The 21,329-nt window shown below is 52.6% G+C and carries 14 protein-coding genes and 1 tRNA gene; 9 read left to right on the top strand and 6 right to left on the bottom strand.

The features are described from left to right. Positions 1 to 59: 59 nt before the first annotated feature. From ABJV08_RS03685 to ABJV08_RS03665, 5 genes are all read left to right on the top strand, one after another. A complete protein-coding gene (locus ABJV08_RS03685; protein ID WP_348041775.1) occupies positions 60 to 359 on the top strand; it encodes a DUF1153 domain-containing protein in 300 nt (99 codons plus the stop codon). A gap of 148 nt (positions 360 to 507) precedes the next feature. Beyond that, on the top strand, positions 508 to 771 hold the full coding sequence (locus ABJV08_RS03680; RefSeq protein ID WP_348041595.1) for a GlsB/YeaQ/YmgE family stress response membrane protein: 264 nt from the start codon (positions 508 to 510) through the stop codon (positions 769 to 771). Between the two features lie 252 nt (positions 772 to 1,023). After that, positions 1,024 to 2,202 carry an efflux RND transporter periplasmic adaptor subunit gene (locus ABJV08_RS03675; RefSeq protein ID WP_348041597.1) on the top strand — a complete coding sequence of 393 codons (1,179 nt, stop codon included), beginning with the start codon at positions 1,024 to 1,026 and terminating at the stop codon, positions 2,200 to 2,202. 27 nt (positions 2,203 to 2,229) lie between these two features. After that, on the top strand, positions 2,230 to 5,655 hold the full coding sequence (locus ABJV08_RS03670; protein WP_348041599.1) for an efflux RND transporter permease subunit: 3,426 nt from the start codon (positions 2,230 to 2,232) through the stop codon (positions 5,653 to 5,655). A gap of 74 nt (positions 5,656 to 5,729) precedes the next feature. Beyond that, complete coding sequence (locus ABJV08_RS03665) at positions 5,730 to 6,935, top strand: DUF445 domain-containing protein (RefSeq protein ID WP_348041777.1); 1,206 nt, start codon at positions 5,730 to 5,732, stop codon at positions 6,933 to 6,935. On the opposite strand, the gene ABJV08_RS03660 is transcribed toward ABJV08_RS03665, so the two are convergent. Both ABJV08_RS03660 and ABJV08_RS03655 read right to left on the bottom strand, forming a co-directional pair. After that, the gene (locus ABJV08_RS03660; protein ID WP_348041601.1) at positions 6,932 to 11,608 is read right to left on the bottom strand and encodes an NAD-glutamate dehydrogenase domain-containing protein; all 4,677 of its coding nucleotides are present in this window, start codon (positions 11,606 to 11,608) and stop codon (positions 6,932 to 6,934) included. The genes ABJV08_RS03665 and ABJV08_RS03660 overlap by 4 nt on opposite strands. Before the next feature lie 185 nt (positions 11,609 to 11,793). Beyond that, positions 11,794 to 13,149 (bottom strand): hypothetical protein, encoded by a 1,356-nt coding sequence (locus ABJV08_RS03655; protein ID WP_348041603.1) that lies wholly within the window; start codon positions 13,147 to 13,149, stop codon positions 11,794 to 11,796. A 230-nt stretch (positions 13,150 to 13,379) separates the two neighbouring features. Here ABJV08_RS03655 and ABJV08_RS03650 point away from each other — a divergent pair. After that, positions 13,380 to 13,455: transfer RNA gene (locus ABJV08_RS03650), tRNA-Thr, on the top strand. Between the two features lie 59 nt (positions 13,456 to 13,514). On the opposite strand, the gene ABJV08_RS03645 is transcribed toward ABJV08_RS03650, so the two are convergent. The 3 genes from ABJV08_RS03645 to ABJV08_RS03635 all read right to left on the bottom strand — a co-directional run bounded on the left by ABJV08_RS03645 (position 13,515) and on the right by ABJV08_RS03635 (position 18,956). Then, positions 13,515 to 14,369, bottom strand: coding sequence for an N-acetylmuramoyl-L-alanine amidase (locus ABJV08_RS03645; RefSeq protein ID WP_348041605.1), 855 nt, complete (start codon positions 14,367 to 14,369; stop codon positions 13,515 to 13,517). A gap of 112 nt (positions 14,370 to 14,481) precedes the next feature. Then, positions 14,482 to 17,322, bottom strand: coding sequence for a hypothetical protein (locus ABJV08_RS03640; RefSeq protein ID WP_348041607.1), 2,841 nt, complete (start codon positions 17,320 to 17,322; stop codon positions 14,482 to 14,484). 344 nt (positions 17,323 to 17,666) lie between these two features. Continuing rightward, positions 17,667 to 18,956 (bottom strand): TetR/AcrR family transcriptional regulator, encoded by a 1,290-nt coding sequence (locus tag ABJV08_RS03635; protein WP_348041609.1) that lies wholly within the window; start codon positions 18,954 to 18,956, stop codon positions 17,667 to 17,669. 74 nt (positions 18,957 to 19,030) lie between these two features. Here ABJV08_RS03635 and ABJV08_RS03630 point away from each other — a divergent pair, with 74 nt between their 5' ends. The 3 genes from ABJV08_RS03630 (at position 19,031) to ABJV08_RS03620 (ending at position 20,403) form a co-directional block, all read left to right on the top strand. Beyond that, the gene (locus tag ABJV08_RS03630; protein WP_348041611.1) at positions 19,031 to 19,276 is read left to right on the top strand and encodes a hypothetical protein; all 246 of its coding nucleotides are present in this window, start codon (positions 19,031 to 19,033) and stop codon (positions 19,274 to 19,276) included. Positions 19,277 to 19,372: 96 nt separating this feature from the next. Continuing rightward, entirely contained in the window at positions 19,373 to 19,498 is a 126-nt protein-coding gene (locus ABJV08_RS03625) for a hypothetical protein (protein WP_348116114.1), read from the top strand. A gap of 185 nt (positions 19,499 to 19,683) precedes the next feature. After that, the gene (locus ABJV08_RS03620; RefSeq protein WP_348041613.1) at positions 19,684 to 20,403 is read left to right on the top strand and encodes a hypothetical protein; all 720 of its coding nucleotides are present in this window, start codon (positions 19,684 to 19,686) and stop codon (positions 20,401 to 20,403) included. A 72-nt stretch (positions 20,404 to 20,475) separates the two neighbouring features. Here the strand turns inward: ABJV08_RS03620 and ABJV08_RS03615 are convergent, their stop codons facing one another. Continuing rightward, a complete protein-coding gene (locus ABJV08_RS03615) occupies positions 20,476 to 21,288 on the bottom strand; it encodes an FCD domain-containing protein (RefSeq protein ID WP_348041615.1) in 813 nt (270 codons plus the stop codon). Between the last annotated feature and the right edge of the window lie 41 nt (positions 21,289 to 21,329).

The following is a 21,329-nucleotide window of genomic DNA, read 5'->3' as shown; positions in this document are numbered from 1 at the left end:
AAGGCCAGACGTCGCCGGAAACAGGGCAAAAAATGCCGAAAGGCAAAATTGAGGGTAGTATGATTGAAAACCAGAAAATAAAACCAGCGCAAGTAGTCGGGCCTCTGGGTGAACCATTGACCATAGATGATCTGCCGAAACCGGGTACGACTCGGTGGGTGGTGCGGCGCAAGGCGGAAGTCGTGGCAGCCGTAAACGGTGGCTTGTTGACCGTGGATGATGTTTGCGATCGCTATGACCTGTCGCTGGAAGAATTTGCATCCTGGCAACGGGCTGTTGATCGCTCGGGAATGCCTGGGCTGCGAGTGACACGCATTCAGCATTATCGCGACCTATACGAGCGTCAGCAAAAATACTGACGGGCGTACCGCTAGCATAATGCATCAAAAAGACTGCCGGACCTGCTCCGGCGGTCTTTTTTTATTTCTTCAAGTCAAAGCGATAATACTCTACACAGCGTGGTTCGCGAGCGTAAAAACAGCGCTCGTCTAAAATCAGGAGGATTATATGGGTTGGATTATTGCATTGATCGTAGGTGGCGTCGCAGGCTGGCTAGCGAGTATGGTTATGGGACGGGATGCTTCAATGGGTGTTTTCTGGAACATCGTTGTTGGAATCGTCGGATCGGTTATCGGCAATTTTGTCGGTGGTTATTTCGGCTTTGGTGGCAGCATTCAAGAATTCTCGATCGTCGGTCTGTTCACCGCTTTTGCCGGCGCCATTATCTTGTTGTTGATCTTGAATCTCATTCAACGCGGAAAAGTGCGCTAAAACTCACTTTTTGATAGATTTTTTGAAAAGACAGGGGGGCCGGTTTGTTCGCAGACCGGCCCTTTCGTATGACGATATCGACTGTTGGTCGAACCTAGGCTTGTAATATTAGCCAGATAGTGTTCCGTCTTGCTGCCAGTGCTATATTGATGTAACACAGTGATCAAATAATCAAATTGGTGCGAAAATCGGCGATTCTTTTGTGTATTGCGCTCCAAAAATGCGGTACAAGCCCGACTGAAGAGTAAAAAAATGAACTATGAATCCACCATCCCCAATAAAAATCTATCCGTTCTGGATGATTTCGAAGCCCGTTCCGTAAACCGCCGGCGCTTAATCCTCGCTGCGCTGGTCGTTGTTGCGCTTCTATTGGCCTATGTTGGCTATCATTATTTTATGGGCGGCGCTGCCGAGGAAGACACGGCAAGCCAAGCACCAACCGTCACCGTCATGGTCCCCGGTAAGCAGCAAGTTACGCGCACCATTAACGCAACCGGAACTCTGGCAGCGCGGCGGGAGCTTCCTGTTGGCGTCGTTGGCGAAGGTGGCCGGATTACCAAAGTATATGTCGATGCGGGCTCTTGGGTTAAACAGGGCCAGATCATGGCCTCTATTGACCGGTCTGTGCAATCCCAGCAAGCCGCCAGTCTTGAAGCATCCGTTGGTGCATCTCGTGCTGACCTCAACCTTGCGCAGGCCAATCTCGATCGCGCAGAAAAATTGATCGAACGGGGCTTTATTTCCAAAGCGGATATTGACCGTTTGACGGCCACACGTGATTCTTCCGCAGCGCGTCTGCGGGTATCGCAGGCCCAGTTGAACGAGACCCGGGCGCGCAACAGCCGCCTGAATATCGTAGCCCCCAAGGCCGGCTTTGTGCTGGAACGCAACGTCGAACCAGGACAGACCGTCACGCAAGGCAGCGGCGTGCTCTTCTTACTGGCGCAAAATGGCGAAATGGAACTGCAGGCTCAACTCGGTGAAAGCGATTTGGCCAATGTTTCCGTGGGTACCACCACGCAAGTCACTCCTGTCGGAAGCGACAAAGTTTTAACCGGACAAATCTGGCAAATTTCACCGGTTATCGATCCTCAATCCCGCCAAGGCATCGCGCGCATTTCTTTAGGCTATGATAGCGCTTTGCGACCGGGTGGTTTTGCAAGCGCGCGAATCCAGAGCGGAACGTCCGAGACTTCTGTGCTCGCCGAGTCTGCTGTTCAGCATGATAGCAAAGGAAGCTTTGTCTACATCGTCGGAGCAGACAATAAGGCCGTCCGCCGCGATGTTGTGATCGGCGCAGTGTCTGCCGCGGGACTATCCATCACTTCCGGCTTGAACGGAAACGAGAAAGTGGTGCTCCGTGCGGGTGGTTTCCTCAGTCCGGGCGAGACTGTTCAGCCGCAAGTTCAAAAGAAAGCTGGCGGCGCGTGATTCGTGCGCAAATTTGAGGCCTGATCAATGAACCTTCGCAATATTTCAGCCTGGAGTACGCGCAATCCGGTGGCCCCATTGGTGCTGTTCGCCGGCTTGCTGTTCGCTGGCTTGCTAAGTTTCAACCGCATGGATGTGGTCAACAATCCAGAAGTCGAATTTCCAGCTGTCGTCGTACAAATTGCCCAGCCAGGCGCTGCACCCACCGAAATTGAAAACCAGATCACGCAGAGAGTCGAAGCTGGCGTGCGTTCGATCAGCGGCGTTAAGAATATCAGCTCGACGGCACGAGAAGGCAGCAGCAGAACCTTTGTCGAATTTGAAATTGGCGCAGACGTAAACAACAGCGTCAACGAAGTGAAAAATGCGGTGGATCAAATCCGCGGGTCTTTGCCAGACGGAATTCTGGAACCGCAAGTATCAAAGGTCGATGCCGTCGGCGGACCCATCGCATTTTTTGCCGTCAAAGCCGATGATATGACCGTCGAACAGCTCAGCTGGTTTGTCGATGACAGTGTAGCCAAACGGCTGTTGACCGTGAACGGAATGGCCGAAGTCGACCGGTTTGGCGGCGTCGATAGAGAGATCAGGGTCATTCTGCGGCCGGACCGCATGCAGGCGCTTGGCGTTACGGCAAGCCAGATCAACTCCGCTTTGCGGCAGATCAACATCAATGCCGCTGGTGGCAGGGCCGAAGTTGGGGGTACGCGGCAGTCGGTCCGTGTTCTGGGCAATGCTGACGATGCCTATGCCTTGTCGCAGACGCAAATATCCCTGCGCAATGGCCAGACAGTCAAATTGAGTGATGTTGCGGAAGTCACCGATTCATTCGGTGAACGCAGTTCGATCAGCAAAGTCCGTGGTGTTGAAGTCGTAAACTTCTCGATGTCACGCGCGCGTGGCGCCTCCGATGTGACGGTATTCGACGACGCGATGGTCATCATGAACAAGATTGAAGCAGAAGTTCCAGGCATCGAATTCATCCCGCTGTTCAACAGCGTCAAATATACCAAATCACAATATAAGAGTTCGATGTTGGCGATGATTGAGGGCGCCATATTGGCAGTCGTCGTGGTCTTCATCTTCCTGCGTGACTGGCGCGCCACCGTCATCTCCGCCATCGCGATCCCATTGTCCGCGATTCCGACTTTCTGGTTCATGGATCTGCTCGGGTTCAACCTCAATTTCCTCTCACTGCTAGCGCTAGGCCTGGTTGCGGGGGTGCTGGTCGACGATGCCATTGTGGAAATTGAGAATATCGTGCGCCATATGCGCATGGGGAAAACCGCCTATCAGGCATCCATTGACGCTGCCGATGAGATCGGTTTGGCGGTTGTAGCCACCTCATTCTGTATCGTAGCGGTCTTCCTGCCGGTTGGACTGATGCCCGGCATATCCGGACAGTTTTTCAAAAATTTCGGTATTACGGTCGTGATTTCCGTGCTGATGAGCCTCGCCGTCGCACGTATGATCACCCCGATGGTTGCAGCCTATTTTCTCAAGGCTCACGGCCATGCAGAACATGGTGAAGGTGTCTGGATGGACCGGTATATGCGTCTGCTGGAGTGGGTGTTGGACCGTACGCAATCAGACAAGATTCGGGAAACTCTTGTCCCTGCTAAAGCCTCGTGGTGGCACTATATGCTCGGCTTCGTTCTGTTCACTCTGATTGTTGCTGCCTTTATTGGCGCGGCGTTTGGAGTCGGCACGACTGTCTTCGGCCTCCTGGAAACTTTGATACCAAGTGACTTTTTGCGGGCATTGTTGAGCCTAGTCTTTGGCATCGCCGTCGGCCTCTTCATTGCGACCCTAGTGATGCTGTTGCTCAGGTTCATCGTGGGCGTGCTTGGCGGAAGATTTGCCGATTGGTATGCATATCGATCCGGTCGCTATTGGGCCCGGGCCCATGATCATCGGATGTGGATGATGGCCACCGGCATTCTCTCCTTCGTCTTGACCGTGATCTTATTTGCTATCACACCGATGGAGTTTCAGCCGTCCGTCAATGAAGACAACAGCCGTGTCGAGATCGAGGTTGTGCCAGGCACGACGCTCGAACAGACGGAAAAAATTGCCGATCAGGTTTCGGACCTGATGTATGCACAGCCTGAGGTTGAACGCGTTTTGACGCGGGTTCGTGAAACCAACGCGACAGTGTTCGTGAGCTTCAAGGAAGAACGCGAGAAAACATCGATTGAGTTTGAGCGCAGCCTATCGCCTGAGCTGCAAAAAATTCCTGATGCCCGGATTTCTTTCCGGTCACAAAATGGCGGTGGTGGTACCGGTCGGGCAATCTCTATCATGCTAACCGGATCTGACCCCATTTTGCTCGATGCTACAGCAGCCCAGTTGGTTGAGCAGATGAAAGACGTTGATCTGGTGCGCGCGCCCCGGATTGCAGCGGATCTCAGTCGGCCAGAAATCATCATCACCCCGCATATGGACCTGGCTTCTCAACTGGGGGTGACGACAGCCGCACTTAGTCAAACAATTCGAATTGCGACGCTTGGTGAAATCGATCAAAATGCTGCCAAATTCTCTCTATCAGATCGGCAGATTCCGATCCGGGTCATGCTACCACTAGAGTCGCGGACAGATTTGACGACGATCGAAAACCTGCCCATCCCGATCGCTAGCGGCGGGACCGTTCCGCTCAACCGTGTCGCCACTGTGAGTTTTGGTTCCGGACCGACATCGATCCAACGCTACAACCAGAACCGCCGCACCTTCGTTGGCGCTGATCTGGCTCCGGACGTGATCAAGGGCGATGCAATGACCGCAATTTTTGATCTGCCAATCATGAAAAACCTGCCAACCGGCGTGTCGAATGAGGCCTTTGGTGAAGATGAGTGGCAACAGGAAATGTTGGTCAATTTCGGGATCGCCTTGATCGCCGGTATCTTGCTGGTCTTTGCGACGCTCGTGCTGCTTTACAAGCGTCTGATGTCCCCACTGGTCAATATGGGCTCCCTAGCACTGGCTCCACTCGGTGGCATGCTGTTCGTCTGGGCAGCGGGCGCATCCCTCTCCATGCCGGTCTTGATCGGCATGCTGATGCTGCTTGGCATCGTTAGTAAAAACTCGATCCTGTTGATCGATTTTGCAATCGAGGAAATGCAAAAAGGCGTACCAAAGTTCGAGGCTATCATGGATGCCGGACATAAAAGAGCACAGCCGATTGTAATGACCACCGTAGCTATGACCGCGGGCATGGTGCCGACTGCACTCTCGCTGTCTGGCGATGGAGCATGGCGCGCACCGATGGGAATTGTCGTGATCGGCGGCTTGATCGTTTCAACACTGCTGACCCTTGTCATCGTCCCCGCAGGTTTCAGCCTAGCGGACGGGTTTGAACGCCGAGCCGGACCATGGCTGCGCAATAAAATGCTCACTTACAAGCCCGGCGATGACCGCCATGACCGGCCCGACGCCGGGGTGCAACCAGCCGAGTGACACCGATCTCGTCACACATAGGTAAAGGCGGCGGTCCGGTTTCTGCTTCCCAAGCCAACAATGCTGGCAAGGACATGAAGATCATCGCCACCGGCATGCTGGTGGTTATGGCGATCATATATTTCACGTCAAAAAGCTATGAAGCGGTCCACCCAGCGCTTGGATTCGTGCGTGCTTTCGCCGAAGCAGCGATGGTGGGTGGCCTCGCCGACTGGTTCGCCGTTACCGCATTGTTCCGTCATCCCATGGGCCTACCGATACCGCACACCGCGATCATTCCGCGCAACAAGGATCGGATCGGTGATACACTTGCCAATTTTCTAAAGAATAATTTCCTGATTTCCCAGCTGGTGGCCCAGCGAATGAGGAACGTCGATCTCGCCAGTGGCATTGGACGTTTTCTGAAATCGCCCAGCGGCGAGGAAGGGCGGCTCAAGTCGGGGGCTTCCCGCCTGTTGGGCGATGCCATTGCCTCGCTCGACAAGGACCGCCTCGGCACCATGTTCAAGGGCGCTGTCAAAACGCAAGCCGTGGGTCTCGACATCGCCACACCGATGGGTCAAATATTGGCCGCAGTCATGGCGCAGAAACGCCATGGACCATTGATCGATTCCTCCATCCGCTGGGCCTATCGAACGCTGGACACCAACGAGTTGGTGATCCGTGACATTGTGACCGACCGCGCCAATGCCGTGATGCGCTGGACCGGTCTTGATGACCGGGTCGCGAACGAGGTTCTCGACGGGTTATACAAATTGCTCGCCGACATGGCGGCGGACCCCGATCATCCGGTCCGTGCCAAAACCGAAGAGAGCCTGTCGCAGCTGGCCGAAGAGTTGAAAAATGATCCGGATCTTCGCCAGAAGGTGAACGACTGGAAACTCGAGATGATCGAGAATCCCGCTATTGCATCATGGCTTGATGGCGTCTGGGAGCAAGGCCGCGAAGCGCTGCTCAGGGCAGCCCGCGACCCCGATGCCGCAATGGCCGGACAATTTGGCGACGCATTGACCCAGTTGGGCACCAGCCTGCAGCAGGACAAGCAACTCAATCGCCAGATCAACCGCTTTGGGCGGCGCGCAGTCATCGGTGTGGTCGCTAGCTATGGCGACAATATCGTCAAACTCGTGTCAGAGACGATCCGTGGCTGGGATGCCCAGACGATCACCGATCGGGTCGAAAACGCGGTTGGCCGCGACCTGCAATTCATCCGCGTCAATGGCACGCTTGTCGGCGGCTTGGTGGGCCTGTCCCTCCACACTTTGGGATATTGGATCTAACGCGAGAGCAAAAGCCTCGCTTGCCCGGCGATCTGAGCCAGCATCGAGATGGACGGTCTTGGCGTTTGCTGTGCCCGATCCATGATCTTTCTAAACTGCGCCACACGATCGATATTGCGTTCCCCCCAGCTTTCCACAAATTGCTGCATATCCTTGCCACGGGTCCGGCGTAGAAAATCCAGACGCATTTGCTGAAAATCGCGCGCCAAACCTGCGACGAGCAAGCGATCCCAAGGATCTGAAGGATTGATCCGCGTCGCCGTCATTTGCGCCCAATCCAGACCAAGCTGGCTGCCAAGCTGGGTGAAAGCAAAGGCCACATCCAGAGCATCAATCTCGCGACTATGGGCGAGATAGGCGATACCCGCGGCTCCGTCATTCTTGTAGATATTGGCAATCTGGCCGGCGATTTGCGGCGTAGCCCCCGATTCGACCAGCAATTTCATCTGTTTGCTAGCCTGCAATCGACCCTCGGCGGTGGTCAGGTTGTCAACATTCTCGTTGAGCACGGTCACGCCAGGCGACAACATATTGACCGTGTCTTCGATCCGGTCGTCCGAAACCCCGATGCGCATCAAGTCCGCCATGTGCGAGCGCAAGACATAAGCAAGGCGGTCAAAGAGCACGATACGGATATCTTCGTTAATCTCGGCAACTTCCAGCGCGAGCCATAGCTTATCGGCATCGAATAGCCGTTCGGCCATGACGAAGGCGCGGGCGACCTCTCCCAAAGTGCAGCCTTCTTCCTCGGCCAGTTCAAACGGATCAATCAGACCCAGACGATTGATCATCCGGTTTGCCAGCTTGGTGGCGATTATCTCGCGGCGCAATTGATGGTTGAGAATGGCCGACTCATGGCCTTGCTGCATCGCCGCTGGAAAGGCTTGCAACAGTTCGCGGTTCAATCCCGGGTCATTGCCCAGGTCACTATTTTCAATCGCATCCTGCAACACCAGTTTGGCCGTAGAAATCAGCACCGCCAGCTCTGGCCGATAAAGACCCAGGTTTTCTTGTCCGCGTCGGATCAAATCCTCATTGCTGGCCAGGCCTTCGACGGCCCGATTCAATTGGCCATGATCTTCAAACTGCTCAATCAGGCGGACATAAGATGGTAAGGTTTTCGCCCCGCCCATCTCGGCGATGGACAGACCTAGGGCCTGCAGCCGGTTGTCTTCAAGGACCAGCGCCCCGACGTCATCGGTCATCGATTCCAGCAAAGCATTGCGGACATCGGGTTTCAATTTGCCGCTGGCCAGCTCCGCATTTAGGGCGATCTTGATATTGACTTCATTGTCCGAGCAATCAACGCCGGCGCTATTGTCGATAAAGTCGGTGTTGATGCGCCCACCTTTGGCGGCGAAAGCGATCCGGGCGGCCTGGGTGATGCCCATATTGGCACCCTCTCCGACAACCTTCACGCGCAATTGGTCGGCGTTGAGGCGAATCTTATCATTGGCTGGATCGCCAACCTCGATATGATTTTCAGACGATGCTTTCACATATGTACCAATGCCGCCAAACCAAAGCAGATCAGCGTTACACGCCAATATGGCGGTCATTAATTTCGATGGCGTCGTATCGGCATCCTCGGGCAGGCCAAGCAAAGCGCCAACCTGTTTTGAGATTTTGATGGTCTTCGAACTGCGCGCAAAGACAGCACCACCCTTTGATATCAATTTCTTGTCATAATCATCCCAGCTGGAGCGCGGCAAATCGAACAGTCTTTTCCGCTCTTTCCAGCTTTTCGCGGGGTCAGGATCCGGATCGACGAAGATATGGCGGTGATCGAAGGCCGCGACAATCTTCAAGCTCTTCGACAGCAACATGCCATTGCCGAACACGTCGCCCGACATGTCACCAACGCCGACGACGGTCACCGGCGCGGTTTGAACATCGATACCCGATTCCGCAAAATGGCGCTGCACGGAAACCCAGGCCCCGCGCGCTGTTATGCCCATCACTTTGTGATCATAGCCGTTACTGCCGCCGCTGGCGAAGGCATCGCCCAGCCAGAAGCCGCGATCGACGGCAATCTGGTTTGCGATATCCGAAAAGCTTGCCGTGCCTTTGTCTGCGGCCACCACGAAATAGGGATCGTCTTCATCAAGACGTTCGACCCGTGCCGGGGGTTCGACTTTACCGTCAACGATATTGTCGGTCACCGACAACAAGGCTGAGATAAAGATCTTATAGGCCTCGATACCTTCCGCGATAAAGGCATCGCGGTCATCGCCGGTGGGCAATTGTTTGGCAAAGAAACCGCCCTTCGCGCCGGTCGGAACAATCACAGCATTTTTGACCCGCTGCGCTTTCATCAAGCCCAATATTTCCGTCCGGAAATCATCGCGCCGGTCTGACCAGCGCAGGCCGCCCCGGGCTACCGGTCCAGCGCGCAAGTGAATCCCTTCCACCCGCGGGCTGTAGACAAAAATTTCACGCCAAGGCACCGGCGCGGGTAGCTCTGGAATTTTGGCGCTTTCAATCTTGAAGGCCAAGGCTTCGCCCGGCAAATAGACAAAGGCGTTGGTGCGCAGAATCGATTCAATGACCGCCCGAAACAGCCGCAAGATACGGTCGTCGTCGATTGCGTGCACGCTGACCAAAGCGGTGTCGATATCCTGGGTAGCAGCGTTAGTGGCTTTCGAACGATCTCCCTCGAAATCCGGGTCATGCAAAGCGCGGAACAATATGATCAACGCAGCTGTAACTTCGGGCGCTTTCGCAAGGGCTTCGACAACGGTAATCAAGCCATAGCTCAAACCGGTCTGGCGCAGGTAACGGAACCAGGCCCGCATCCAAACCGTCGATCGGGCATCGAGACCCGCCGTTATGATGAGCTGGTTAAAGGCATCATTTTCAGCCTCACCATCCAGTACGCTGGTTATCGCGGCCTCGATTTCGTCTGACCGTGCAATCAGGTTTTTGCCATGATCCTCAGAGCGCAGCTCCAGCAGGAAATCATGAATATAACCCAATCGGCCATCTTCCAACGGTGTCGGAACGGACTCGAGCACGCTGAATCCGAAATTTTCTAACGTCGGAACAGCATCGGAAAGTGGCAACGCTCCGCCCAAATGGTAGATTTTCAAGCGCAGCAAATGGTCTGCGTCGCTGGCCAGCCGGTATAACCGCGTGGATCGCTGACCACCACGCTCAAGCCGGAACAGCCGCATGATGTCCTTGGCCGCTTCCAAAGCGCCGTAGGTTGACTGATAGGTCCCTGGAAAACAATCCGCATAGCGTTGCGCCAGAACCGCGGCCCGATTCTCCTGGCCGGCTTCCCGCAGGTTCCGTTCGACTTCGGGTTTCCAGCCTCGGACCATATTTTCCAGCTCTTGGTCCAGCAGATCCGGATCGGGAATCTTGCTATCAGCCCCCATGTCCAGCGTGTAGCGCAGAGAGGATACGCCGCCCTCTTCGATGGTGTTGGACCAGCTTAAAATTTTTGCGCCAGTAGCCGCGGTCAGCATATTTTCCACATTCTGTCGACGCTCGGTCGAGAGCTGCTCGCGCGGCAACCAAATGAAAGCGAATAGATGACGGGCAAGCGGAGACATGACGCTGTGCAATTTGGGTCGTGGGCGATCGATCAGCGACATTGAGATTAATGCGAGTTTTTCCAGATCATCCTGCGCGAAAGTCACCAACAGATCATGCGGCAACGATGTCAGCGCATGGGTCAGGCTTTTCCCGGCATGACCCGCCTGTGAGAATTCGAACTTGTCGAACAACCGGGTCAGCTGGGTCCGCAATAGCGGGATGTCTTCCGGGGCGGCAGCCAGCGCGGCACTGGTCCACATGCCTGAAATGATCGACAGTCCCGCAATCTTGCTCTTGTCTCTTATCGGCACGATGATCAGGTCCATCAGGACATGGCGATGGACCGTCGAAAGCTGGTTGGACTTGATGATCAGAGGCGATTTCCCGCCATTTTCAAACCAGTCAAACGCCCGTTTCCGGCTCTCGGCAGAAAGCATCGGTTGAGACCGCATCCGGGCGACGCCCAGTTTTTGAGAGCGGCTACCCTTCGGATTAACAATCTCATGGCCAAGCAATGTGAGGTTGCGATCGAGGAACCAGCGCAGCAATGTTGCCCCCTCACCCTCCGGCAGTCCGTCGGCATTTTCACCCAGCACGATCTGCAATTTCAGCCAGTCCGCTACGGCAGCGGCGACGTCTTTGAGGTTGGAGCGCAGCGCCTGTACCAATGCCCGCCGCACCCGTGCGTCGGTTCTTTCCAGCTCGACATAGATGACGGATTCCCGTTTCTCGCCGCTGCTTGCTTGTTCGCGTATTTCGATCAACTTGCCATTGCCATCACGCCGCACAGCGACAACCGGATGGATCAATCGCTCCACGGTCAAACCGAAACCAGCAATGGTTGCGCAGATGGAATCGACCAGAAATGGCATATCATCGTTGACAATCGCCAGGCGCAAATGCCGGTGATTTTGAGGGCCGCTAACGCTTTCCAGTGACAGGTTGGTTTCGTTACCTTGGCGTTGGTCGAGGCATCGCAGGGTAAACCGCGCCGCTTCCTCACAGGCCTTTGCGTCAAAACCAATATTCTCTCCTGGCAAGGCGCTCTCGCGAAAGGCTGCCACCAGAAACGCTTCCAGACCGTCGGATTTTGTTCGGGTGCGCGCGGTTTTGCGGTCGCGATTGGCTGCCATTTTTCCCCCAGGTGGATCAAGATGAGTCAGAATATCGCATGCTATGCGCCTATTCCACCGCACGCTCAAGCCATTAGCCGGGCCAATTCGCTGGGGTTCCGGCGAATATCGCCAATAGTGGTATTTTGGTTACATGTGTAACTATAGGTCATGGTGAGAGGCGCATCGCTGCGCCGCTATCCTATTCAGACCTGGGTGTGTTTAAGCGCCTGGCTAGTCAGCTTGTCATTGCCGCGAACGGGTCCGACAATGGTGAGATCGCCGTCCAGATCCTTACGGGCAACAAGCACGACAAATTCAGAGTCACCGGCGTCAATATCCTGCAACTGCCGCTTGGGCGCCGAGCGCAATTTGGCCAAGAGGTCTTCACCGATCGTCTGCGCTCGAGAGAGCAAACCAGCCGGCCGATTATTCTCGCGCTCTGCATAGACAATGGCTTTTAGTCCACCGTCATACTGGCCCAGATAGTCACCAAGCGTGCCTTTTTCCAAAGCATTGCGCTTGGCATATTTTAGCACGGCTGCATATTCCGTGAGCCTGGTTTTGTCATATTGGTGACCGAATACCAGCTTAACGATCGGCGTCATCGGCGCGCGTTCCTGCACGGCTAAGCCCGAGTCCTCGAGGAGAATCCCGTAATCTTCCGGATGCTGCTCGGTCATCAGGAAAAAGTCATAGGCTTGACCTATGGCAGCATAGAGCGCGGACCGGGTTCGCAACTCGCAATGCACGGCATTGTCAGCGCTGCTTCGAGCGGCAGACAACCAGTCAGCTAAGCTTGCATCATCATCCGGTTGTTCGGGCACCAGAATATCGGTGGCATCAGAACCAATTTCCAGTTCCGGCGTGAGTTCCAGCTCCGGTCTAAGCACCAGCTCGTTGAGATTGCCGGAATTCGGCCCATCTTCCCAAACCGGTCCGGATACGGTGCGTGGCAAGGCCGACTGCATCGCTTCGGACACTTCATGTTCTATTTCTAGTTGAACAGTATCGGCCGCTACTTCTTTCCAGTTGATCACGCCAAAGATGAAATCAATCGTGTCATCGTCGGTTGAGAAAGGCAGCAAGATACCGCGATACATGATGGTGATGCCACGCTGGTTGACGAATTCCGCTTCAAAACCGATTGGTGCCTGGTTCGCAATGATTTGCAGATAATGGTCGGTGATCCGCGAGAGCAAGGAACGCGCCGGTACATCGGCAACTGCGGTAATCGAATCATCTATCCCGCATTCTTCGCGCAGAGCTTGACCCAGAAACTGGATCGACGGATTTTCAATACCATTGGTGAAATCCAGAAGAACGCTGTTCGGTCCGAAATCATCATCGGTTTCCGGAGATAGGTCTTCTACACTGGGAAACTGCCGTTCACCGAGCAAGCCTGCCCAGAAATTATAGGCCCGCACATGCATGCGGCGCTCGTCCTGACCGATGGCTGGCGGCGCTTCTACTGCGCCATCATCATCTTCATAGGCCGTATAGTCAGGTGCGGAAGCAATGTCCTGACTGCTAATATCGCCGTGATTTCGTAGGTTTTCCATGCTGCCCCATTGCAATTGCATTAAATCGACCTTGGTTTGCACCGCACATGGTAAATATTTGGTAAATTCCCAGAGAATCTCTGTCCTGGCCCCGCCGGGAGATATGTCGCGCACAAAGACAGGGACGGCATAAAATATAGACCACGCAGACTTGTCACGACAAAGCTGTGCTGGTAGTGGCGCGCGATCAATAGAAATGCATGCGGTTCGTGCCCATCCATTTCACAGATGCCGCTTTAGCTCAGTTGGTAGAGCATCGCATTCGTAATGCGGGGGCCAGAGGTTCGAATCCTCTAAGCGGCACCATCACTCTCAGCTTGGTAAAACCGCGCTTGCTGTTTGCAAAAGAACGGCCTCCCTCCGCTCTATTCGCGCGGGACTAGATATCGGGAATATACCCACCCCTCTTTCATCTGTCCCTCAATCCATCTCCTGATAAGATACCAACTGCCTTCGGATTCAATTCGCTCCACAAATTCGCCATCGTAAAGCGGCCCCCAGTCCATTCGTTCGAAACTCGTGCCCGGACCACCGCGGACGTTTAAGCCACCGGAGGAGATTGACACTTTAAACGGTACAGGCTTTCCTTCGTCATCATCTCGGTTATCGAGCAGCAAACGGAATTGACGCATAGGAAATGCTGGCCCGGGGTCGACCTTGATTTTGCGAACCGTATCCACATCACGATGACCAACGACATCCCGAAGGGATGGATATGATTTCAAGAGCGCTTTCAACAGCTGCTCTAAGCTTTTCAGCTGTTCAACTGGAAACTCAGGCCAAAAAGCATCTCGGCTCCCAACCCAAGGATCCCTGACTTTCAGCATGCCCGGAAAAGGAGCCAATTTGCTCTTGGAAATAGCCTTCTTCTGCCAGTTCAGATAAGTACCGTCATCGTCCCGGAAATGGTAACCGGGGTTTACTATTTCAATTCCAATCGAAAAATCATTTACCCGACCACGGCCTTGGTAACGTCCGTAGCCGGAATGCCATGCACATTGCTCAGTGGACACCATCTGGGTTATAGATCCGTCGACTTCCACCACAAAATGTGCGCTTGCCTTTGCGGATTTCTTCTTGAAAGTGTTTACAGCAGAAGCGGCGGAATAGCCGGCTGTATAGTGCATCACGACTATTTCTTTGGAATTATTTTTTGCATAAAAATTCGGTGATTTTTCTATCGAAGCCTGATCAAGCCAGCCAGATGTATTAAATTTCATTTTTTTATCTCCGTATACTTCTTGCTTGGTTCAATCCTCGAGACGTCTGATTGGAACTTTGCGGTTCCCCTACTTTGTCAAGTTTGCGTCTGAGGTGCTCTACGCCGCACATTTAGATCAGCACCTTTGTTACAGGAGCAGTGTTTTTTGACCTGCGAGTTATTACGATCGCGATCGACAGAGCTGTGTCGAAAGAGCCAGAGGCGTCGGTTTGCCTATCTGCAGCAAGATTCGCCAAGGTACTCATGAACAACAGAAATTTATGATCCAGTGCGTTACCGAACCCGCCTCCGCCTATTATTTCTTTAAAATGACGAATCTTCTTCTTGGCAATTTTTTCAATTTCGCGTTCAGCGTTATTATATTGCTCCAGTGACCATCCTGCATTGGTGATAATACCGTCACTGTCGGAAAGCCCGGCCGGAATGGAGAAATATATGTTGCGCATATATTCTATCATTTTTTCGTAGTCTTTTATTTCGCGATCGATCTTTTCTCCATCATCACTGATATCCTTAAACTTGCTTACCAGCGCACGGGCCAGTTTATGACCATCGCCGATTTTTTGGCGTGCCGCATCATCCAGCTTGGGGTCCACGTCTTTGGAGCTAATTTGCATCAAATTCTGTAGCCCGTTTCGCTCCAGAACCAGTTTTACATCGACATCTGCTTTAATCTTCGATTTCTTGCCAAAACCAACCCACTCATCCAGCAAGTCTTTCGCCTTTGCTCTTGTGCCGGCAGGTACGAGTTCGATATCTACGAGACTCTTGATTATGCCATCAAGTTCTCTCCGCCTCAGTTCATCATCCTCGTGTCTGAACTGAAGCCCCAAATCCATCATCCGGGTCCCGTGTTGCGGTTGATCGGCTAAGGACCGGCTTGCGAGGATCGAACTCGCTGCGACAAATCTGGCGGATCTTGTCTCGTCACTTTTTCGAGACTCGGTCGCGATACCAAGAGCTTGAGACGCAACGTCAACGCCGCCATCCCCTCTATATGTTATGGTGGTCATTCCATCGATTGATTTTTGTGCGGTTTTTCCAAGCCCGAACACAACAAAGGCATAGCCGAACTTACTGGTGTGCTGCCTAAACCGCGTGATTTGTGATTTTTCAGGATCAAGCGCAAAACCGTCTGACTGCTTGGTCAAAACTTCTGCTGCTTGCTGAAACTCTCCCTTCATCATAGCGCGAAAAATTCTTCGAGTGTCATCATCGCGTTTGAGGAATTCGCCCGAAAACTGGTAAGTCGCTTTTCTAACCAGAGTGTCCTCGATTTCGATTGAGGCCGATATTTTGGCATTCGCGGCATCGCCCGTGGCCTTTACAACTTTCTTGAAAAGCTTGTCGTAGCGGTTCAGCAATGCCTCGATCCGCTTGCCGAAATCATCAAGACCGGCAACGGACTTACTTGATTTGTCTCCCAGTTTTTTGAGCGTTTTGCTCAAAGAGGCTTTGTCCGATTCAGTCCAGATATCTTCAATGGTCTTTTCAAAGCGCTCGTTGAGTTGTTTTAACAATCCATCGAGCATCTCGTTGATTGGATTTTGAAGTTCAGTACCAAGTATTCCCGGAAGACTTCCCGCTATATGGGTGGCTATGTCGCTTCCGACACTCGAGGCTTTGGAAGTCGCTAGCGCGCTGACATTGTCAGCTTTCTCTACAATCTCCGTCTTCAACCATTCCTTCAATGCTGATTCATCGTCCGATTTGATGCCGAGGGCAATTTGCAAATCATCCGATAGGGCTTGCTTGAGTTCAGCATTTTTTATCAGATCATCCAAAAGCGGGGATAGTTGATCGCTCAGGTTTTCTTGAATCCACGTACCGGGACTCAAATATGGTTTGACCGCCTCAAGCCCTTTGTCCCAGTGGCCCAATGCTTCAGACAAGAGCTTGTGAACACGCGATGCGGCTCCCGTCAAATCAAGCTCGATACCCAGACCGAAACCAACGGTACGCTCTTTAACCTCACCTCTCGATAGCGTTGTTACAATGGTTTTACCGCCCCCGGCCGCCAGATTCCGGGATCTCATGGAAAGCTCAAAAGAGCCTGGCCGCTTGACGCCGACTTTTACCGAGAGATTGGCGCCCAATTCGATGCCTTTGGCGAAAGCAAACTTTTTACCCAGGCCAACTTCCAGATCGAAACCGATATTGCCGTCATACTTCAGAATAATTCCGGACAGCCCATAGCGAGGATCGCCAAACGCATCCCACACGCTGTCGAAATCAAACGGATTGGGAAGGCGGGGCAAACGCGTTGCAACTTCCGAAGCAAAAATTCCATTGGTCTGTTTTGTATCGTAATAATACTGACAGTCGATGCCCGCTTTTGTTTCAAACTCACCGCCAATGAAGCCGATTTTTAAAGGCAGTTCCGCCTTTGCTCCTGCTTCTGCGGAACCTTTGAAACCCATTCTAAGAAGCGGATCCGGCATTGAATCGGAATTATAGGGCCAAGTATCGCCGGCTTCGAAGTCCAGTTCTGCATCCAGGCCCAGATCTATTGAGTAACGGTCCTTTTGAGGCGCCGACAATTTCTTCGATTCTGATACTATGGGCCATCGGACCAGCCCGTCATCATCGCCTGAAAACACCACACTGGTTGATGGGCTTGCGCCTTCATCAAAAGCAGACACCGGCTTGACCAAGTTGTAATATGGCCTCAGATTGCCATCAGAAAAGTCCTGAACTCCCGAAACCAGTTCCGTTACTTTCTTGAGGTCCTTAGCCAACCCCAAATCTTTTAGAATATCCTCTAATTTTTCGTCTAACGTGCCCTTGATGATCTGATCTACAATATCTTCGGGAGAGGTAAACTGCCCGAGTTTTTCTACAATATCATCGTAGCGCTCGGCGATTGCACTGATTGATGACAGATGCTTTATGTCATCTGCAAAGCTTAAAGCTTTTGATCCAGTCCGAAGTATAGATTGGAAATCGGTCATAGCGTCGCCCCCTAGTAAATTTCTATGAGCGACTCGTTTTTTCTTTCAAGGTGAAGGCACCTGTAACATTTTGTCAATAATTTTCTTGCTTGACCAATGGAACAGGGGATGAGTTTCAAAGCGGGCGATAGCATGGATGAAGCGTTACAATTCATGGACCGGCCACAGAATCTCCATTGTCCACGGCTCGCCTTAACCAGTACAGGTTTCCGCGAATGACAATCAGCATTTCATCCAGATGACAATGGTCGCTCGCCAAGTTAATGTGACAATGCCGTCTGAACGAATAAGCCTTTGGTTCGCGTTAGGGTCGGGGCAATATATTTTTGGAAGGCCAGGTTTCGTTAAACTGGCGCCAGGCCAAGGCGTAGCAAATTGGCGATTTCATCGGGCACTCGCTCTTGCTCTGTTTCCCGGAGCGTGTCTATCCATCGCGACATCCATTCGTAGAAGCCGGGAAACAAGGTCATGACGGCCTGCGCGTTTATGTTCCGGATGCTGTTTTCGGTCACGCCGATGGCCAAGACACTGTCATAATTCTTCCTTAGCTGTGCAGCAAAGCCCAGCAATTCAGCTCTTACATCGCTTGGCCATGCATCAAGGCCAGTGATCGGCGCAAAAGGGGTTAAGTCTCTCCGAACACTTGCTTCAGCGAGAGTAGCGAGGCTGGTGCAGAGCGCGTCCATTCGGGTTCCGTCAAACTTTCTGGTCGCATCCGACATAAATTCAAAAAAGCGAAACCCTCTTCGACAGCATTCGGCTACTAAGTCATCTTTGCTGCCTATAATGTGATAGATGACTTTCTTGGTAACGCCGAGACCACGGGCAACCTCTTGCAGAGAAGTGGCATCGATGCCCTTTTGATTGAACAGCCAGGAAGCCGAAGCCAGCAATGTTTCCCTTCGGGCGGCCGCTTGAGCTTTGCTATCAAAGACATTGTTAATCAACGGCACGAAAGAGCGAACGTCATGTCTTTCAAATTTACCGGGACGTTTGCGATCACATGCAATGCCTATACGGACAATGTCCTGAATGGTTTTACTGAGAAGATTTTTCGCAGGACCGTCATCGGGCATCCACACCAGGGTTACTGGCACCCACGTAATCAACCCGAGGACAGTTGACGCCGTAATGCGGGGATCGCATGGACGAATTTGGCCCCGTTCAATTCCTAGCGACACGATATCCGCCAATGTTGCGCGAATGCCTTTGTACAATCCCATTACGATGCTGCGCTTTTCCCCTTGCAAAAAAGCGATGTCGCTGAGCGATGCGAACTCTGCTCGGTTTTCGTTAATCGCGTTGGCGATGAAAGTGCATATAATTTCCAGCGGATGGGTGTGCTTTGCCGTTGCCGCATCTAGCAAGCCGCTCAATTGCTGACATGTCCGAACATAACATTGATAGACAAGGTCTTCTTGATTGTTGACATAATAGTATAGTGCGGCCCTGGAAATTCCGACATTGTTGGCGATTGTGGCTAGTGAAGTTTGCGTTACGCCGCGGCGATTCAGGGTCTTCGCAGCTTCATTGAGCATTTCTATGCGCTTGGTCTCGCGATTGCTCAGTTCAGGCGCTGCAATCTCGGGATCAAGAGGAATACTCGCAAGGGAAGGAGTCTTGGTTTCAGTCATATCTTTCTCAATGGGGGCTCCACGGACTTTGCTCAACTTCAAAAAAGAAAAATACGGACGCCATCGTTTTTCCAATGGATGCATTTTTGCCTATTGGAGATTCTAATTGCCTGCTTGAATTGATGGCGCAGAGCCTGGACTTCCTCCTTGTGGAGTTGCCGCTCGGCCGGTTGACAGGAGCGGACGCCCGATTTCGACTTGCAGCGGATCTGCTCTGCTCCGGCACCTTTATTTCCGTGCATTATCAACAAAATATGTTCGGTCGACTGAAGCGTGATTTTGCCGAGGGTAGCTTGTTGCATTTATCTATTTACAAATGAGTTCCATAATGCTCTTTTAAGTCAAAATTATGATTCTGGAGGGGAGTAGAAATATGCCATTTCTCAAAAATGTTTGGTATTGCGCAGGTTTTTCGCATGAGTTGGATGACGGAGCATTGGTCGGACGGAAGCTGGTCGGTGAAAATGTTTTACTCTATCGTACCGAGGCCGGTGACGCTGTCGCAATGTCTGACGTCTGCCCGCATCGCTTTGCTCCGCTGAGCGAAGGTCGCCGTATTGGTGACAATGTTTCATGCCCATATCATGGACTCGAATTTGCAGCCACTGGACAATGCGTCCGCAATCCCAATGGAGACAAAGGTAGCAAGACCGACCTTAAGGCTCCAAAAGTGGCTCGGTTAAAGACATACCCGCTTAGCGAGCAATGGGGCATTCTCTTTATTTGGATGGGTGATCCCGCAAAAGCAGACCTATCGCTTATTCCCGACTTTTCGATGACTGAGCAGCGTGAAGGTGTCAAAACGGTCTACGGTCACCATCTGACACCTGCACATTACGAACTTGTCACGGACAATCTTCTTGATCGGACACATGTTCAATTCCTCCATCCACTTCTTGATTTGGGGTTTGAATTGCCCGAAAATTTCGAACGGAAATATCACACGGAGCAAAAAGGAAATGTGATCTGGGATTATCATTGCGAGCTTAACAGCCCGAAGCTTCCATTGGTTAGCCTTCTGTGGCCTGAAGCACCGGACATTGTCGAAAATTACTTCAATGTCCGCTGGGAAGCTCCCGGCCACATGTTGCTCGATGCAGGCATTGTGGAAATGAATACGGATCGCAAGATTGGCTCCCATACGCCAGGAGCCAATATGCTCACGCCCGCGGATGAAAACTCAACTCATTATTTCTGGAACAATTGCCGCGATCAAAACATAGACTCCGAAGAGGCGAGCCAGGGACTTCAAAAGGGAATCGCTCACACCTTCGCCAATGAAGACGGTCGAATGGTTGGATTATGTGCTCAAAATATGGAAACCAATGATTTGTTGAGTTTGAAACCGTTACTTTTACCGACCGATGAAGCTGCCGTTCGAGCGCGCCGCACCATCGCAGCTTTATTGGCCGAAGAGGCTGAAGAAGCTAAAGAAATGGCAAGCTAGAGCTTAACGAAGAGGGCCCGATCGGCGGTCGAACCCCAGATTGTGATATTGCGATTGTAATTTGGCCGATGATCAGCCCTCTGATTTGGCTTTCTTGCTGGGGCGCTTGCCGGCTTTTCTTTTGCCGGCACGAGGAGACGCTTCCGGGACCGTGGCTTCGAAATCAGCAAGCTCTTTTGCAACAATATCGGCGGTATGGCGAATATGAGTCTCGATCAATTTCGACGCTAGTTTTCTATCGCGCCCGAGAACCGCATCCATGATCGCGCGATGTTCATCATCACCCCTATGGGCCCTGGGCTCAGTTCGAATGACAGCAAGGCCCTGATAGCGTTGTGCCTGTGCGCTTAGCGCGCTGCGAAAGTAGAGCAGCCAAGGAGAGCCACAACTGGCCGCAAGTGCGTTGTGAAAACGCTCATGTTTCTGGGAATAGGCGAGCCACAGTTCTGCAGGCGCATCATGATCCGGCAATCCGGCTTTGGATAGCAAATGGTATGCAGTCACGATCTCCGCTTCCCACGCGTCATCCCCTTTCTGGATCGATGCTGTAACGGCCCGGACTTCAAACTCTATCCGCCATTCTGTTACATCCATCAAATCGGTGACCGATACAGGCGCCACTCGGAAACCCCGACCAACTTCAGTCCGAACCAGTCCGTCAGAAACCAGATGCGAGAGCGCTTCACGAAGGGTTCCGACGCCGGCTTGGTAAGCCTGCTTGAGCGCATCAAACCGTAATCTTTGATCTGGCTTCAAATTATTGGCTATTATATCGTGCCGAAGGCTCCGATAGACATCGAAACTAGCTGCACTTTCTTGCCCGATATCCTGAGGTGCCGTTGTCATGTGGCGCCCTTCAACATTGATGTTCTGTGCAACCTTCATATCGTTCCCTGACAAAAATTTAGCTTCATTAACCCATCAAA

Source organism: Parasphingorhabdus sp. (genome assembly GCF_039982395.1).
Classification (GTDB): Bacteria; Pseudomonadota; Alphaproteobacteria; order Sphingomonadales; family Sphingomonadaceae; genus Parasphingorhabdus.
This window is presented reverse-complemented; position numbering and strand designations above follow the sequence as displayed.

Excerpts from the sequence above, each read along its gene's own strand:
- ABJV08_RS03660 (WP_348041601.1), bottom strand. The coding sequence starts at position 11,608 with ATGGCAGCCAATCGCGACCGCAAAACCGCGCGCACCCGAACAAAATCC.
- ABJV08_RS03655 (WP_348041603.1), bottom strand. The coding sequence starts at position 13,149 with ATGGAAAACCTACGAAATCACGGCGATATTAGCAGTCAGGACATTGCT.
- ABJV08_RS03640 (WP_348041607.1), bottom strand. The coding sequence starts at position 17,322 with ATGACCGATTTCCAATCTATACTTCGGACTGGATCAAAAGCTTTAAGC.
- ABJV08_RS03620 (WP_348041613.1), top strand. The coding sequence starts at position 19,684 with ATGGGTGATCCCGCAAAAGCAGACCTATCGCTTATTCCCGACTTTTCG.
- ABJV08_RS03665 (WP_348041777.1), top strand. The coding sequence starts at position 5,730 with ATGAAGATCATCGCCACCGGCATGCTGGTGGTTATGGCGATCATATAT.
- ABJV08_RS03685 (WP_348041775.1), top strand. The coding sequence starts at position 60 with ATGATTGAAAACCAGAAAATAAAACCAGCGCAAGTAGTCGGGCCTCTG.
- ABJV08_RS03680 (WP_348041595.1), top strand. The coding sequence starts at position 508 with ATGGGTTGGATTATTGCATTGATCGTAGGTGGCGTCGCAGGCTGGCTA.
- ABJV08_RS03615 (WP_348041615.1), bottom strand. The coding sequence starts at position 21,288 with ATGAAGGTTGCACAGAACATCAATGTTGAAGGGCGCCACATGACAACG.
- ABJV08_RS03675 (WP_348041597.1), top strand. The coding sequence starts at position 1,024 with ATGAACTATGAATCCACCATCCCCAATAAAAATCTATCCGTTCTGGAT.
- ABJV08_RS03635 (WP_348041609.1), bottom strand. The coding sequence starts at position 18,956 with ATGACTGAAACCAAGACTCCTTCCCTTGCGAGTATTCCTCTTGATCCC.
- ABJV08_RS03670 (WP_348041599.1), top strand. The coding sequence starts at position 2,230 with ATGAACCTTCGCAATATTTCAGCCTGGAGTACGCGCAATCCGGTGGCC.
- ABJV08_RS03625 (WP_348116114.1), top strand. The coding sequence starts at position 19,373 with ATGAGTTGGATGACGGAGCATTGGTCGGACGGAAGCTGGTCGGTGAAA.
- ABJV08_RS03645 (WP_348041605.1), bottom strand. The coding sequence starts at position 14,369 with ATGAAATTTAATACATCTGGCTGGCTTGATCAGGCTTCGATAGAAAAA.
- ABJV08_RS03630 (WP_348041611.1), top strand. The coding sequence starts at position 19,031 with ATGGATGCATTTTTGCCTATTGGAGATTCTAATTGCCTGCTTGAATTG.